This window comes from Streptococcus mitis (assembly GCA_001560895.1).
In the GTDB taxonomy this organism is placed as follows: Bacteria; Bacillota; Bacilli; order Lactobacillales; family Streptococcaceae; genus Streptococcus; species Streptococcus mitis_Q.
In genome coordinates this window covers 1589984-1605046 of sequence record CP014326.1, presented here as the reverse complement: position 1 = coordinate 1605046, position 15063 = coordinate 1589984, and the positions used below count along the sequence as shown (strand labels likewise).

Sequence of the window (15063 nt, the reverse complement as noted above, 5' to 3'; positions counted from 1 at the left end):
CCCGTGTGAAAAAGATAGTTCTTCCAAGGAGTAGACGCTCCTTGATCAGAACTCCTATTTTCACTTTGTGTTCCTACAGGCTTTGTATCTTAAATAGGAGTAGAGATGAGTATTCGAGTAATTATTGCTGGTTTTAAGGGAAAGATGGGCCAGGCTGCTTGTCAGATGGTCTTGGCTGATCCAGATTTGGACTTGGTAGCAGTTTTGGATCCCTTTGAGTCTGAATCAGAATGGCAAGGAATTCCTGTTTTCAAGAATAAGGCTGATTTAGCAGGCTTTGAAGCGGATGTCTGGGTAGATTTTACTACTCCAACTGTTGCCTATGAAAATACACGCTTTGCTCTTGAAAATGGCTTTGCTCCAGTAGTTGGAACAACAGGCTTTACTAGTGAAGAAATTGCAGAGCTAAAAGAATTTTCTCGTGCTCAAGATCTGGGTGGCTTGATCGCCCCTAACTTTGCCTTGGGTGCTGTCTTGCTCATGCAATTTGCGACGCAGGCTGCCAAATATTTCCCAAATGTGGAGATTATCGAGCTCCATCATGACAAGAAAAAGGATGCTCCGAGTGGAACAGCTATTAAAACAGCTGAGTTGATGGCGGAAGTTCGAGAGTCCATTCAGCAAGGTGCGCCTGATGAGGAAGAATTGATTGCAGGTGCCCGTGGTGCTGACTTTGATGGCATGCGCATCCACTCAGTTCGTTTGCCAGGCTTGGTAGCACATCAGGAAGTCATTTTTGGCAATCAGGGAGAAGGATTGACACTCCGTCATGACTCCTATGATCGCAGCTCCTTCATGACAGGGGTCAATTTGGGAATTAAAGAAGTTGTCAAGCGTCATGAGCTTGTCTATGGATTAGAACACTTATTATGAGATTAACGCAAATGCCTTCTGAATTTCAGAAGGCTTTACCAGTATTAGAAAAAATTAAAGAAGCAGGTTTTGAGGCCTATTTTGTTGGAGGTTCTGTTCGAGATGCCCTTCTCAATCGCCCTATCCATGATGTGGATATTGCGACGTCTTCTTATCCAGAAGAGACCAAGCAGATTTTTCCGCGAACAGCCGATATCGGAATTGAGCATGGAACTGTCTTGGTCTTAGATGGGGATGAGGAGTATGAGGTAACCACCTTTCGGACAGAGGATGTCTATGTAGACTATCGCAGACCCAGTGCGGTCTCCTTTGTGCGCTCGCTAGAAGAAGACCTCAAACGCCGTGATTTCACAGTCAATGCCTTTGCTTTGGACGAGGCAGGGGAAATCATTGACTTGTTCCATGGTTTAGAAGATTTGGAAAAGCAAGTCTTACGAGCGGTTGGAGTGGCAAGTGAGCGTTTCAATGAAGACGCTTTGCGGATTATGCGTGGTTTCCGTTTTCAGGCCAGCCTTGGCTTTGAACTTGAGCCAGAAACATTTAAAGCTATGAAGACCTTGACGCCACTTTTGGAGAAAATTTCTGTAGAGCGTACCTTCGTCGAGTTTGATAAACTCTTGCTGGCTCCCTTTTGGAGAAGGGGCTTGGCTTCCATGATTGAGAGTCAAGCTTATGACTATCTCCCTGATATGGAATCTAGCCAAGACAAGCTTAATAGACTGTTTGATTTGGAGACTGATTTCACCTTTGAATCCTCTGAACAAGCCTGGGCGGCTCTATTGTGGGCTTTGGAAATTGAGAATGCGCAGCCCTTTTTGAAGGCTTGGAAGACCTCACGCCAGTTTGCTAAGCAAGTTCAGGATGTACTGACTATTTTAGCCTTGCGTGAAAAGGGAGAGTTGAGCAAGCGCGATTGTTACCGCTTTGACTTGGATTTACTTTTACAGGCTGAAAATCTTCGTCAAGCTCAAAGGAAATCAGTCAACCCACAAGCTATCACAGAAACCTACCAAAGTCTGACCATTCATGACAAGAAAGAAATCCAAATCAACGGTGGTATTTTGATTAAGGAATATGGCTATCAGCCGGGACCAGACTTGGGAGAGATTTTAACAGAGATTGAATATGCTATTGTCGATGGAGAATTGGAAAATGACCGTCAAGCCATCCATGCTTATCTGAGGGAGAAAAAATGAGTGATTTTATCGTTGAAAAACTAAGTAAGTCCGTCGGTGACAAGACCGTTTTTAAGGATATTTCCTTTATTATCCATGATCTAGACAGAATCGGTCTAATCGGTGTCAATGGAACGGGTAAAACCACCCTTTTGGATGTCCTTTCTGGCGTTTCTGGCTTTGATGGGGATGTCAGTCCCTTTTCAGCGAAAAATGATTACCAGATTGGTTACTTGACCCAAAATCCTGATTTTGATGATAGCAAGACGGTCTTAGATACGGTTTTATCTAGCGACCTCAAGGAAATCCAGCTCATTCGTGAGTATGAACTCCTCATGCTCAACTATAGTGAGGATAAGCAGGCACGTTTGGAACGGGTCATGGCAGAAATGGACTCTCTCCAAGCTTGGGAAATTGAGAGTCAGGTCAAGACGGTTCTTAGCAAGCTGGGGATTCAGGACTTATCTACTCCAGTTGGAGAATTGTCAGGCGGTCTAAGAAGACGGGTCCAGTTGGCGCAAGTTCTTCTTGGCAACCACGACCTCTTGCTGCTGGACGAGCCGACCAACCATCTAGATATTGCGACTATTGAGTGGCTGACCCTCTTTTTAAAAAATTCCAAGAAGACCGTCCTTTTTATCACCCACGATCGCTATTTCCTAGACGCTTTATCAACACGTATTTTCGAGTTAGATCGCGCAGGCTTGACAGAGTATCAAGGGAATTATCAGGACTATGTTCGCCTTAAGGCTGAACAGGATGAGCGCGATGCAGCTCTACTTCATAAAAAAGAACAACTTTATAAGCAAGAATTGGCCTGGATGCGCAGACAACCGCAGGCGCGTGCGACTAAGCAACAAGCTCGTATCAATCGTTTCCATGACTTGAAGAAAGAAGTTTCAGGCGGAGTTGCTGAGACGGACTTGACCATGAACTTTGAAACCAGTCGGATTGGCAAGAAGGTCATCGAGTTTCAGGATGTTTCCTTTGCCTATGAAAACAAGCTAATTTTACAAAATTTTAATCTCTTGGTGCAGGCCAAAGACCGTATCGGAATCGTTGGGGACAACGGTGTTGGAAAATCAACCCTGCTTAATCTGATTGCAGGAAGTCTTGAGCCGACAGCAGGACAAGTTGTGATTGGGGAAACAGTTCGCATCGCCTATTTCTCTCAGCAAATTGAGGGATTGGATGAGAGCAAGCGAGTTATCAATTATCTGCAGGAAGTGGCAGAAGAAGTCAAGACCAGCGTTGGTTCTACGACTTCGATTGCAGAGCTGCTGGAGCAGTTCCTTTTCCCACGTTCGACGCATGGAACCTTGATTGAGAAATTGTCTGGGGGAGAGAAAAAACGTCTTTATCTCCTCAAACTGCTCTTGGAAAAACCAAATGTTCTTCTCTTGGACGAACCGACAAATGACTTAGATATTGCGACCTTGACAGTATTGGAGAATTTCTTGCAAGGCTTTGCAGGACCTGTCTTGACAGTTAGCCACGACCGCTATTTCTTGGATAAGGTAGCGACCAAAATTCTCGCTTTTGAGGATGGCAAGATTCGTCCTTTCTTTGGTCATTACACGGACTATCTTGATGAAAAAGCCTTTGAAACAGAGATGGCCAATCAAGTGCAAAAGGCTGAAAAGGAAAAAGTAGTCAAAGTTCGAGAAGACAAGAAACGCATGACCTACCAAGAAAAGCAGGAGTGGGCAAGCATTGAAGACGATATTGAAGCCTTGGAAAATCGTATCGCTGCTATTGAAGAGGAAATGCAGACCAACGGCTCTGACTTTGGTAAGCTGGCTACTCTCCAAAAAGAACTGGATGAGAAGAACGAAGCACTCCTTGAAAAATACGAACGCTATGAGTATCTAAGTGACTTTGATAGCTAGAAGAATAGAAAAATCCCGTCTCATGACAGGATTTCTCTATTCTTTTTTGGTTTCTTGATGAAAGATATTTTGCCAAGTTTCATGGCGACGCCAGATACTGGTATGGACAATTCCATCCAATTCATAGCAGATGAGTTTGGTTTTCTGACTGATAGAAGTAATCTGAATGTCCTTGATAGCTGAATTCAACTCTTTTTCGTCCTTATAGGCCTCTTTATCCATCTGCTCTCCATCTTGTCGAATATAGACAAAATCATCAGCCAAGAGTTCTTCCAGTTGATTTCCTTGGTCAATCAATTGTTCACGCATGAGCAATTTTTTATAGACATTGTCTAAAATTTCATCTTCAGGGATAGGTGCGGGCTCGATATGGACATCGGTATCAAAGACGCCAAAACGTTCCTCCAGCATAGACTCGACTTGATCCGCAATCTCGTGACTCTCAAAAACAGACAAGTCAGGATTCATTTCCAGCGTGATATCCAGGTAGATGTTGCTACCGTAGGTGCGACCTCTTTGCGATTTGACCTTGCTGATTTTGGGAATTTCCATGATAGCCTTTTGGTAGTCCTCAAGCAGACGATCGTCAAAGCCATCAGAAAGGCTAAAGGAAGACTCAATGAAGATATCATAAGCAGTTTTCAAGATAAAGAAAGTAATGATAATGGCGACCAGTTTATCTACAATAGGATAATTGAAACTGCTAGCCAGGATGGCAATTGTAGTACCAAGTGAAGTAACAGCATCAGAAAGATTGTCCTTAGCAGCAGCCTTGAGTGCCTTGGAGTTGGATTTCTTACTGAGGCGAGTATTGTAGAGATAGACCACAAACATAATCACTGCAGAAATGATTCCTATAGTTGCACCCAGAGGATCAATGATCGTTTCTTCACGACTGAGAATTTTTTGAATGGTATCCCTCAGCACATCAAAGCCAACATAAAACATGATGATGGAAGTGATTAAGCTAGCCAAATCCTCAATCTTCCAGTGGCCAAAACGGTGGTCACGGTCGGCAGGCTGGCGCGCCATTCGAATCCCAATCAAGAGGGCAACATTTCCAATGATGTCCGACACGTTGTTAAAACCATCGGCCACCAAACTGGATGAATGAAGGAGGTGGCCAGTTGCCAATTTTGCTGCAGACAAAATTAGGTAGGTCGAAATACTGATAATGGCCCCACGTTCAGCTAACTTGAGATTTGAGATAGATTGCTTCATTCAACTTCCTTTCTAGTCACATAGCATTCTACCATTATACTGGTTTTCAAGGGAAAATTCAAACGATATAGGCTTACAAGGTTGGAGGTGAGCTAGTTTTTTATAAGGAAATGTGGTAGAATTGAAGGGTAATGTTTATTCGAAAGAGAGCTTGTAATGATAAATAATAATATGGTCAGTAGGCTACTTAACTTAAGTTTTTTATTTTTGCCATTTTTATTTTTTTATTTATATATATCAATGAGAGGTTTTGAATATCCTGTTGTAGATGATATCATGGTAAATCAAACCATATTATCTGGGGAAAATATGTTATTACCTTATATGGGAATTCTGTTATCTTCCAGTTTAGTTTTATTGCAACAAATTTTTACAAATTGGAATATTTATTTTTGTTTTTTAGTTAGTATTTACTGTATTAGTTTTGGTGTCTATGCAATCTTTTTTTATAAGAAAAAAATGTATTTTTTGATTCCAATAGTGTTTATAGCTCAATTGATACTTATTAAATATTTTTCTTTTTCTGTTATTGCATATTTGTCAGCTACAGCGGCTACTTTTTTACTATTTGATAAAAAGTACATTTCAGGACTATTATTATTGTTCATTGGTTTATCAATTAGACCACAAATAATATCTAGTTTTATCTTACTTTTATTACCGTTTCTGCTCTTCGAGTGGATATCTTCTAAAAAAAGAAAAGAAATTGTTTTATTATTTAGCGTCATTTTACTGATTTTTGCTTCCAATAAACTATATATACTAGGGAAAGCTGATGTACAGGAGTATTTGACATGGAATGCTCTAAGTACGAATTTGAGAGATTATCCTGCTATTGATTATCAAAGACATGCGAATGAATTTGAAGCTTTGGGAGTAAGTGAGAATGATTTGAATGTCTCCACCTATTGGTTATTTGCTGAAAAAAAAGCCTTAAGCAATACTCTTTTAACAAACATCCAATCTGTTCGTTCACTTTCAGAGAAATACTCGTTTAATCTGCCTCAGATGATATCAGATTTTTTTAAGAATAGTATTCTGACAACCTTCTCTTTAATACTGATTAGTTGGTTTTTGATTTTTAAGCCGAAGAAGCTATACGGATGGTTTGTACCGATTTCCCCATTACTTTTAATTGGAGCTCTCTTTGTTAGACAGAGGGTAGTAGAGCGCGTATATATCCCTCTAATAGTATGTTTCTTATTAGTATTTATTTTTTATGCTCGATCATTTTATGAAAAAAGACGTTTATTTGATAAGAGGAAGGTGTTCCTTAGCTTACAAATAATGGGAATGATAGGAGGAGCAGTATGGATAAATCAGCTTGGACAAGAACTGTATTGGTTTCCCTATATTCAATCGTCAGTAGTCTCAGAGTACCAAAATCTTGTACAGAGTAATTCGGATAAACTTATTGTTTTCGGTGGATATGGCACTTTGGTTTCTTCACAGCCTACATTGTCAACTTTTAAATTAAGACCCAATCAGTTAGTGACAAATACAACTACATTAGGAAATTGGCAAACTTTTTCTCCTCATTATTATCAACAAATGAAGCGATACGGAGTTGAAGAATCTGAAAATCTGTTGTCTTCCGCAATCAATAATCAGAATATTCTCTTCTTTTGGTCCACTTCCTCAGGGAATATGTATAGTGTTAAAAAAATTATGAAAGAACATTATCAGAAGGATGTTTACTTTGAGGAAGTTGAATCTGTCACTTCAGATATGAGCATTTATCGTTTAAAATTAGGAACAGGAGGATAGTATGAAGAACCGAATTGGTTACATAGATATGTCTAAAGGTTTAGCAATTATATTAGTTATCATTGGACATAGTAGCTTCGTTCCAAATAATGCAAAGTTGCTTCTCTATTCATTCCACATACCGTTGTTCTTTTTCTTATCTGGTTTTACTTTGAATGTTAGAAAATACGAAACCTTCTCAGGCTATTGTTTAAATAAGGTAAAGAGTTTAGTTATTCCTTTTTTCTTGCTAAATGGTTTTGTTTTTCTATTTCAACTTTTTGTCATGTACCCTGATCAGGTTCTGAGTTTTGATATTCTTCATTTTATAAAACAGTTACTGATTTCAGATCGTTTGCATATTTATTTTCAATTATGGTTTTTGAATGTGATGTTTTTGGCTCATGTTTTCAGTTACTTTATTTTAAAGAGAAGATGGAATTTGAGCCAGTGGATGATAATAATCCTATCTCTCTTGGTTTTAGTCTATCTCGGACAGAAGGTATATGAGAGGGAGTACTATGTAATTTGGAATATTGATTTAGTTCCTGTTGCTCTGATTTTCATCTTGCTGGGAGTATGCACTAAGAATCATTTACACCAATTAGAAAAGTATTTTTCAATTTACTTTTTACCGGTTGGACTTATTCTTACCAATTATAGTAGTAAACTAAACTATCGAGTGAGTGGCTATCAAATTGTTGATTTGTATTATCAGCAAATTGGGAATCATTTCTTATTTTACTTGGCAGCTATTTCAGGAATTTGGAGCGTTCTCATATTTTTTAAAACACTTCCAGAGAGTTCCATTATGAAATCAATCGGACAAAAAACATTAATTTATTATGGAGTGCATTCTCCGATAGTTCTGGTATTAGTAGAAAAATTACTCAAAGAATTGTCTTTTAGATATACTGGAATTTTTGTCAACCAATATATAACGACAGTTTTTGTAGTTATATTAACAATTTTGGGTTGTGAATTGATAGTCAGGATATTTAGGGGAACCAACTTTCCTTTTGGGGTAAAAAGATTAGGAGAAGAATGATGAGTAGAAATAATCCAATTTTATATATAGTTATTCCGTGTTACAACGAAGAGCAGGTCCTACCACATACTAATCCAATGTTCGTTGAAAAAATTGAACAATTAGTAAAGAAAGAAGAAATACATCCCCATAGTAAAATCATGTATGTAAATGATGGAAGTAAGGATCGGACTTGGGAACTGATAGAAAGTTATGCTAAATCCATCTCTTCTGTGGTTGGTGTATCACAAAGTCGTAATAGGGGTCATCAAAGTAGTGTCCTTGCAGGGATGTATGAAGCTATTCAGTTTGCTGATATTGTCATTACCATTGATGTCGATGGACAGGATGATATTAACTGCATGGATAAGATGATTGAAGAATATAAAAGTGGTTCTGAAATTGTATACGGTGTACGTGATAACCGTGATACGGACTCTGCTTTTAAACGAATTACAGCCGAAGGTTTTTATAAAGTGTTACACCTATTTGGAGCAGAAGTTGTTTTTAATCATGCTGATTATCGCTTGGTTTCTAAAAGATTTTTGAAGGAATTAGAAAAATTCACTGAAGTGAATCTATTTCTTCGTGGTTTAATGCCTTTAGTTGGTTTTAAATATTCTTACGTTTTATATAAGCGCCATGAACGAATTGCTGGTGAGAGTCATTATCCACTATCTAAAATGCTTGGTTTAGCTATGGATGGTATTACCAGTTTATCAATCAAACCGATTCGTTTGATTACAAGTCTTGGTGTTTTGACGTCACTCTTTAGTTTTCTGTTAATTATTTGGGTTATATGGAGTAAGTTTGCTGGTACGGTTGTGGCTGGTTGGGCAAGCACCTATGCAATAGTTAGTTTACTTGGCGGAGTACAATTGATTAGTTTGGGAGTAATTGGTGAGTATATTGGAAAGATTTACCTAGAAACGAAACATCGTCCTAGATATATTATTAGTGAACGTACTTTTGATAAGGATAGCACTTTATAGAATCTTTACTCTTTGAAAACTTTTCAAAATTTGGTATAATAGTACTACTCAAGGGAGTAGCTGGCAGAAACCTGTGATAGTGTCGTCATTCCGAATTTTATACTGAAAAGTATGCTTTCCGGCCCTATCTTAAACAGCGAGACTTGTTATGATTAACAGGTCTCTTTTTGTTTGTCGTGAAAAGATACGATGAGGAAAAGAGAGTCTGTTTTGCACACAATGTCAAGGAGGAGACACATGTCAAAAGAACAAAAACGCCAAGCGTTTTACACTCAAAGTCCTGAAGAGGTCTTGAAGGCTGTGGATGCGACCGAGCAAGGTTTGTCATCAAGCGAGGCAGAAAAACGCCTTGCTGAATTTGGCCACAATGAACTCGAAGAAGGCGAGAAACGATCAATCCTGGTCAAATTCATCGAACAGTTTAAGGATTTGATGATTATCATCCTAGTTGCGGCAGCTATCTTGTCAGTCGTGACCTCTGGTGGGGAAGATATTGCAGATGCCATTATTATCCTAGCAGTGGTTATTATCAACGCTGCCTTTGGTGTTTACCAAGAAGGAAAAGCAGAAGAAGCCATCGAAGCCCTTAAATCTATGTCAAGTCCAGCTGCTCGCGTTCTTCGTGATGGCCACATGGCAGAGATTGATTCAAAAGAATTGGTGCCTGGAGATATTGTTGCTCTTGAAGCAGGTGATGTGGTACCAGCGGACCTACGTTTGCTAGAAGCCAACTCTCTTAAAATTGAAGAAGCTGCCTTGACAGGCGAGTCTGTGCCAGTCGAAAAAGACTTGACAGTCGAGCTTGCTGCATATGCTGGTATTGGTGACCGTGTCAACATGGCCTTCCAAAACTCAAACGTGACCTATGGTCGTGGAATGGGTGTTGTTGTCAATACAGGTATGTATACTGAAGTCGGTCACATTGCTGGTATGCTTCAAGACGCTGATGAGACAGATACACCCCTCAAACAAAACTTGAACAACCTTTCTAAGGTCTTGACTTATGCTATCTTGGTTATTGCTCTTGTTACTTTTGTAGTGGGTGTCTTTATCCAAGGTAAAGATCCACTTGGTGAGTTGATGACCTCTGTTGCGCTTGCCGTTGCAGCCATTCCAGAAGGACTTCCAGCTATCGTAACCATCGTTCTTGCCCTTGGTACTCAAGTTTTGGCTAAACGAAACTCTATCGTTCGTAAGTTGCCAGCAGTTGAAACCCTCGGTTCAACAGAAATCATCGCTTCTGATAAGACTGGTACACTGACCATGAACAAGATGACAGTCGAAAAAGTCTTCTACGATGCGGTTCTACATGACTCAGCTGATGACATTGAACTAGGTCTTGAAATGCCTCTTCTTCGTTCAGTTGTCTTGGCCAATGATACGAAAATTGATGTGGAAGGTAACCTGATTGGGGACCCAACTGAAACAGCCTTTATCCAGTATGCCTTGGACAAGGGTTACGATGTCAAAGGTTTCTTAGAGAAATATCCACGTGTGGCTGAGTTGCCATTTGACTCTGATCGTAAGCTCATGTCAACGGTTCACCCATTGCCAGATGGTAAATTCCTTGTAGCGGTCAAGGGTGCTCCAGACCAACTTTTGAAACGTTGTGTTCTTCGTGATAAGGCTGGGGATATCGCTCCGATTGATGAGAAGGTTACAAACCTCATTCATACCAACAATTCTGAAATGGCCCACCAAGCCTTGCGTGTCCTTGCAGGTGCTTATAAGATTATCGATAGCATTCCAGAAAATCTTACTTCTGAGGAGCTTGAAAATGATTTAATCTTCACTGGTTTGATTGGAATGATTGACCCTGAACGTCCTGAAGCTGCTGAAGCTGTTCGAGTGGCCAAGGAAGCGGGAATTCGTCCGATCATGATTACAGGTGACCACCAAGACACAGCAGAAGCTATTGCCAAACGTTTGGGCATTATTGATGCAAACGATACAGAAGGTCACGTTTTAACTGGTGCTGAACTCAATGAACTGTCAGATGAAGACTTTGAAAAAGTAGTTGGTCAATACTCTGTTTATGCCCGTGTGTCTCCAGAACACAAGGTTCGTATTGTCAAGGCATGGCAAAAACAAGGTAAGGTCGTTGCCATGACAGGTGACGGGGTCAATGACGCCCCAGCTCTGAAAACAGCAGATATCGGTATCGGTATGGGGATCACTGGTACAGAGGTTTCTAAGGGGGCTTCTGACATGATTCTTGCAGATGATAACTTTGCGACTATTATCGTTGCAGTGGAAGAAGGACGTAAGGTCTTCTCAAATATTCAAAAGACTATTCAGTACCTACTTTCTGCCAATACTGCTGAAGTATTAACTATCTTCCTATCAACCTTGTTTGGTTGGGACGTTTTGCAGCCAGTTCATCTTTTGTGGATCAACTTGGTAACGGATACTTTCCCAGCTATCGCTCTAGGTGTTGAACCTGCTGAGCCAGGTGTTATGACCCACAAACCGCGTGGACGCAAGGCTAGCTTCTTCTCAGGTGGTGTTTTCAGTTCTATCATCTATCAAGGAGTACTCCAAGCAGCTATTGTTATGAGTGTTTATGGTCTTGCGATTGCTTACCCAGTTCATGTGGGTGACAATCATGCCATTCATGCAGATGCCCTTACTATGGCCTTTGCAACCCTTGGTTTGATTCAGCTCTTCCATGCCTACAATGTCAAATCTGTTTACCAATCCATCTTGACAGTTGGCCCATTCAAGTCTAAGACCTTCAACTGGTCCATCTTGGTATCCTTTATCCTTCTCATGGCAACAATCGTTGTAGAACCGCTTGAAGGAATCTTCCACGTAACCAAACTAGACTTATCACAATGGGCAATTGTTATGGCAGGAAGTTTCTCAATGATTATTATCGTCGAAATTGTTAAGTTTGTTCAACGCAAACTCGGTTTTGATAAGAATGCGATTTAAGGGAGGTTTCTGATGTCAGCTTATCAATTACCGACCGTATGGCAGGATGAAGCTAGTAATCAAGGAGCTTTTACAGGATTAAATAGACCAACAGCAGGTGCCCGTTTCGAACAAGACTTACCAAAAGGAGAACAACCTTTTCAGCTTTATTCACTGGGAACACCAAATGGTGTGAAGGTCACTATCTTATTGGAAGAATTACTAGAAGCTGGTTTTGAGCAAGCGGTTTACGACTTGTATAAGATTGCTATCATGGATGGGGATCAATTCGGTTCCGACTTTGTAAAGCTCAATCCAAATTCAAAGATTCCAGCCTTGTTGGACCAGTCAGGTACTGAAGAAGTAAGAGTCTTTGAGTCTGCTCATATTCTTCTGTACCTTTCTGAGAAATTTGGAGCCTTTTTACCAAGCAATCCTGTGGAAAAGGTAGAAGTTTTGAATTGGCTATTCTGGCAAGCAGGTGCAGCACCTTTTCTAGGTGGAGGATTTGGACATTTCTTTAATTATGCCCCTGAAAAATTGGAATATCCAATTAATCGTTTTACGATGGAAGTGAAACGCCAGTTGGATTTATTAGATAAGGAATTGGCTAAGAAGCCTTATATTGCAGGCAATGACTATACGATTGCAGATATTGCTATCTGGTCTTGGTATGGACAGTTAGTTCAAGGAAAACTTTATCAAGGTTCTGCAAAATTCTTAGATGCCTCAAGTTATCAAAATCTAGTAAACTGGGCAGAAAAAATTGCCAACCGTCCAGCTGTTAAGCGCGGTATGGAAGTAACTTATAAAGAAATTAAGTAGTAAAAAGTCATCTTCGGATGGCTTTTTGCTACAGTTGAGGGAAAGGGCTTGCAGTTATCGGCTTTTGTGCTATAATTGCTATAATATAGTAAAAAGTAAGGGGAGTGCGAGGAAGTGGAAAAGCAAATTGTGAAGGATGTTTTGTTTTTATCTCAGGTGTCTCAGCCGGCAAGTCAGGAAGATCTGTATCTTGCTAGAGATTTACAGGATACGCTCTTAGCAAATCGTGAGACCTGTGTTGGTCTGGCTGCCAATATGATTGGGGTGCAGAAGCGCGTGATTATCTTTAATCTGGGCTTGGTTCCTGTGGTTATGTTTAATCCTGTTCTCAAGTCTTTTTCAGGACATTATGAGACAGAAGAAGGCTGTTTGTCCTTGGTAGGTGTGAGACCAACTAAGCGTTATGAAACTATAACTGTTTCCTATCGTGACAGCAAATGGCAGGAACAGACCATTACCTTGACAGGCTTCCCAGCTCAGATTTGCCAGCATGAACTGGATCATTTGGAAGGACGAATCATTTAGGAGGAAAGTAAATGAAACGGATAATCTTTGAACTTATTTTTATCGCAACGACCTGGTATATCTTTTTACCGCCTCTTAATCTGACCAGCTGGGAATTTCTCTTTTTCCTCTGTGGACATTTGCTGGTTGTGGCAGTCTTATTTGGCTTTGGCAAGGGAATCAATCTGGTCAAAACAGTTCATGTGCGTCACGGTAAGGCGGAAGCTGCCTTAAATCTAGAGGGTTTCAAAATCAATCGGTTAGGGAAAATCCTTGTAGCTTTTATTGGAGGAATTCTGCTCCTGGCAGCTTTGGTTTCCTTAGTGACTTCCAGCATTTTTCAGGCTAAAAATTATGCCAATGTAGTTACGGTTACGGAAAAAGACTTTACTGAATTTCCTAAGAGTGACACCAGTAAGGTTCCCATCTTAGATAGAAGTACTGCTGAGAAAATTGGGGACCGCTACTTGGGTTCACTAACAGATAAGGTGTCACAGTACGTGGCGGCAGATACCTATACTCAATTGACGATTGATGGGAAACCTTATCGAGTGACGCCGCTAGAATATGCAGATCCTATCAAATGGTTTAACAATCAAGCCAAGGGAATCGGCGAGTATATCAAGGTGGACATGGTAACTGGAAATGCGGATTTGGTGGATTTGAAGACACCAATCAAGTATTCGGATTCGGAGTATTTTAACCGTGATGTCAAACGCCACCTGCGCTTGAAGTACCCAACCAAAATATTCAAGACTCCATCCTTCGAGGTGGACGATGAGGGCAATCCTTTCTATGTGGCAACAGTTTACCAAAAGCAATTTGGTTTAGCGGTTCCTCGTCCTGTTTCAGTCATTATCTTGGATGCCACAAATGGAGAAACCAAAGAATACAGCTTGGCAGATGTTCCAGAATGGGTGGACAGAGTTTATCCAGCTGAGGAAACCATCGAGCAAATCAATTATAATGGCAAGTACAAGGACGGTTTCTGGAATGCCATGATTTCTAAGAAAAACGTGACCCAGACTACCAAGGGCTATAATTACTTGTCTATCGGAAATGACATTTATCTCTACACAGGTGTGACGTCGGCCAATGCAGATGAGAGTAATCTTGGTTTCATCCTTGAAAACATGCGAACAGGAGAAATCACTAAGTACAGCTTGGCTTCAGCAACCGAAGAATCAGCCCGTGAGTCAGCAGAAGGTGCTGTTCAGGAGAAATCCTACAAGGCAACCTTCCCAATCCTCATCAACCTCAATGACAAGCCTCTCTACATCATGGGCTTGAAGGACAATGCTGGCCTGGTCAAAGAGTATGCTCTGGTAGACGCAGTTGAGTACCAAAACGTTATTGTAGCTACTACAGTGGAAGAGCTGCTCAGCAAATATGCCAATAAAAATGACCTTGAAATTGACAATGCAACAACAGAAAGCATCAAGGGTGTGGTAGCAGACCTCAAATCAGCTGTAATCAAGGGAGACACCGTCTACTTCTTTAAAGTTGATGGTAAGATTTACAAGGTTAAGGCCTCTGTATCAGATGACCTGCCTTACCTCGAAAATGGGAAAACCTTCGAGGGTCAAGTAGGAAAAGACAATTATCTCAAGACCTTTAAGCTACAGTAAAAACAGTTTTATTTAAGAAGTGTATGTTATAATAAGGTAAATTAAGACTAATGGAGGACAAAGAAATAGGTTTTTATGTGATGCTTACTTCAATGCTACTTGGATTGTTTGATTTGAAGATAGGTTTTTCTCAGTTCAAGGAGAAAAAAGATAAATTCTTATCTATCTTAACAAGCTTGGCTGGCACAGCCCTTGTTCTCGTGGCTATCTGGTTAGGATGGCCAAAATAAATAGAGAAGCCTCGGTCAAGCCGAGGTTTTTCAGATGAAT

At 40.4% G+C, this 15063-nt stretch carries 12 protein-coding genes; 11 read left to right on the top strand and 1 reads right to left on the bottom strand.

Annotated elements, in window-relative coordinates; translation table 11 throughout:
• Positions 1 to 105 precede the first annotated feature (105 nt).
• From AXK38_07585 to AXK38_07575, 3 genes are read left to right on the top strand one after another with little or no spacing between them, the layout of a single operon-like run.
• A complete protein-coding gene (locus AXK38_07585) occupies positions 106 to 873 on the top strand; it encodes a 4-hydroxy-tetrahydrodipicolinate reductase (GenBank protein AMH89108.1) in 768 nt (255 codons plus the stop codon).
• 11 nt (positions 874 to 884) lie between these two features.
• The gene (locus AXK38_07580) at positions 885 to 2069 is read left to right on the top strand and encodes a tRNA CCA-pyrophosphorylase (protein AMH89107.1); all 1185 of its coding nucleotides are present in this window, start codon (positions 885 to 887) and stop codon (positions 2067 to 2069) included.
• Complete coding sequence (locus AXK38_07575) at positions 2066 to 3937, top strand: antibiotic ABC transporter ATP-binding protein (protein AMH89106.1); 1872 nt, start codon at positions 2066 to 2068, stop codon at positions 3935 to 3937. The genes AXK38_07580 and AXK38_07575 overlap by 4 nt, the downstream gene beginning before the upstream one ends.
• Positions 3938 to 3973: 36 nt before the next feature.
• Here AXK38_07575 and AXK38_07570 read toward each other — a convergent pair whose 3' ends face one another.
• A complete protein-coding gene (locus tag AXK38_07570) occupies positions 3974 to 5158 on the bottom strand; it encodes a cation transporter (protein AMH89105.1) in 1185 nt (394 codons plus the stop codon).
• Between the two features lie 156 nt (positions 5159 to 5314).
• Here AXK38_07570 and AXK38_07565 point away from each other — a divergent pair, with 156 nt between their 5' ends.
• The 8 genes from AXK38_07565 (at position 5315) to AXK38_07530 (ending at position 15023) form a co-directional block, all read left to right on the top strand.
• The gene (locus AXK38_07565; protein ID AMH89104.1) at positions 5315 to 6925 is read left to right on the top strand and encodes a hypothetical protein; all 1611 of its coding nucleotides are present in this window, start codon (positions 5315 to 5317) and stop codon (positions 6923 to 6925) included.
• Position 6926: 1 nt separating this feature from the next.
• Positions 6927 to 7952: an acyltransferase gene (locus tag AXK38_07560; protein AMH89103.1), complete on the top strand. Its 1026-nt coding sequence runs from the start codon at positions 6927 to 6929 to the stop codon at positions 7950 to 7952.
• The gene (locus AXK38_07555; GenBank protein ID AMH89102.1) at positions 7952 to 8923 is read left to right on the top strand and encodes a bactoprenol glucosyl transferase; all 972 of its coding nucleotides are present in this window, start codon (positions 7952 to 7954) and stop codon (positions 8921 to 8923) included. Before AXK38_07560 ends, AXK38_07555 begins: the two co-directional genes overlap by 1 nt.
• Before the next feature lie 237 nt (positions 8924 to 9160).
• Positions 9161 to 11857: an ATPase gene (locus tag AXK38_07550; GenBank protein ID AMH89101.1), complete on the top strand. Its 2697-nt coding sequence runs from the start codon at positions 9161 to 9163 to the stop codon at positions 11855 to 11857.
• A 12-nt stretch (positions 11858 to 11869) separates the two neighbouring features.
• A complete protein-coding gene (locus AXK38_07545) occupies positions 11870 to 12661 on the top strand; it encodes a glutathione-dependent disulfide-bond oxidoreductase (protein AMH89100.1) in 792 nt (263 codons plus the stop codon).
• Between the two features lie 114 nt (positions 12662 to 12775).
• Positions 12776 to 13186 carry a peptide deformylase gene (locus AXK38_07540; GenBank protein AMH89099.1) on the top strand — a complete coding sequence of 137 codons (411 nt, stop codon included), beginning with the start codon at positions 12776 to 12778 and terminating at the stop codon, positions 13184 to 13186.
• An 11-nt stretch (positions 13187 to 13197) separates the two neighbouring features.
• Complete coding sequence (locus AXK38_07535) at positions 13198 to 14793, top strand: hypothetical protein (GenBank protein ID AMH89098.1); 1596 nt, start codon at positions 13198 to 13200, stop codon at positions 14791 to 14793.
• A 65-nt stretch (positions 14794 to 14858) separates the two neighbouring features.
• Positions 14859 to 15023, top strand: a complete 165-nt coding sequence (locus AXK38_07530) for a hypothetical protein (GenBank protein ID AMH89667.1) — start codon at positions 14859 to 14861, stop codon at positions 15021 to 15023.
• Positions 15024 to 15063 lie beyond the last annotated feature (40 nt).

Bases quoted from the DNA above. Each gene is read 5' to 3' on its own strand.
- AXK38_07585 (AMH89108.1), top strand. From the start codon at position 106: ATGAGTATTCGAGTAATTATTGCTGGTTTTAAGGGAAAGATGGGCCAG.
- AXK38_07580 (AMH89107.1), top strand. From the start codon at position 885: ATGCCTTCTGAATTTCAGAAGGCTTTACCAGTATTAGAAAAAATTAAA.
- AXK38_07575 (AMH89106.1), top strand. From the start codon at position 2,066: ATGAGTGATTTTATCGTTGAAAAACTAAGTAAGTCCGTCGGTGACAAG.
- AXK38_07570 (AMH89105.1), bottom strand. From the start codon at position 5,158: ATGAAGCAATCTATCTCAAATCTCAAGTTAGCTGAACGTGGGGCCATT.
- AXK38_07565 (AMH89104.1), top strand. From the start codon at position 5,315: ATGATAAATAATAATATGGTCAGTAGGCTACTTAACTTAAGTTTTTTA.
- AXK38_07560 (AMH89103.1), top strand. From the start codon at position 6,927: ATGAAGAACCGAATTGGTTACATAGATATGTCTAAAGGTTTAGCAATT.
- AXK38_07555 (AMH89102.1), top strand. From the start codon at position 7,952: ATGAGTAGAAATAATCCAATTTTATATATAGTTATTCCGTGTTACAAC.
- AXK38_07550 (AMH89101.1), top strand. From the start codon at position 9,161: ATGTCAAAAGAACAAAAACGCCAAGCGTTTTACACTCAAAGTCCTGAA.
- AXK38_07545 (AMH89100.1), top strand. From the start codon at position 11,870: ATGTCAGCTTATCAATTACCGACCGTATGGCAGGATGAAGCTAGTAAT.
- AXK38_07535 (AMH89098.1), top strand. From the start codon at position 13,198: ATGAAACGGATAATCTTTGAACTTATTTTTATCGCAACGACCTGGTAT.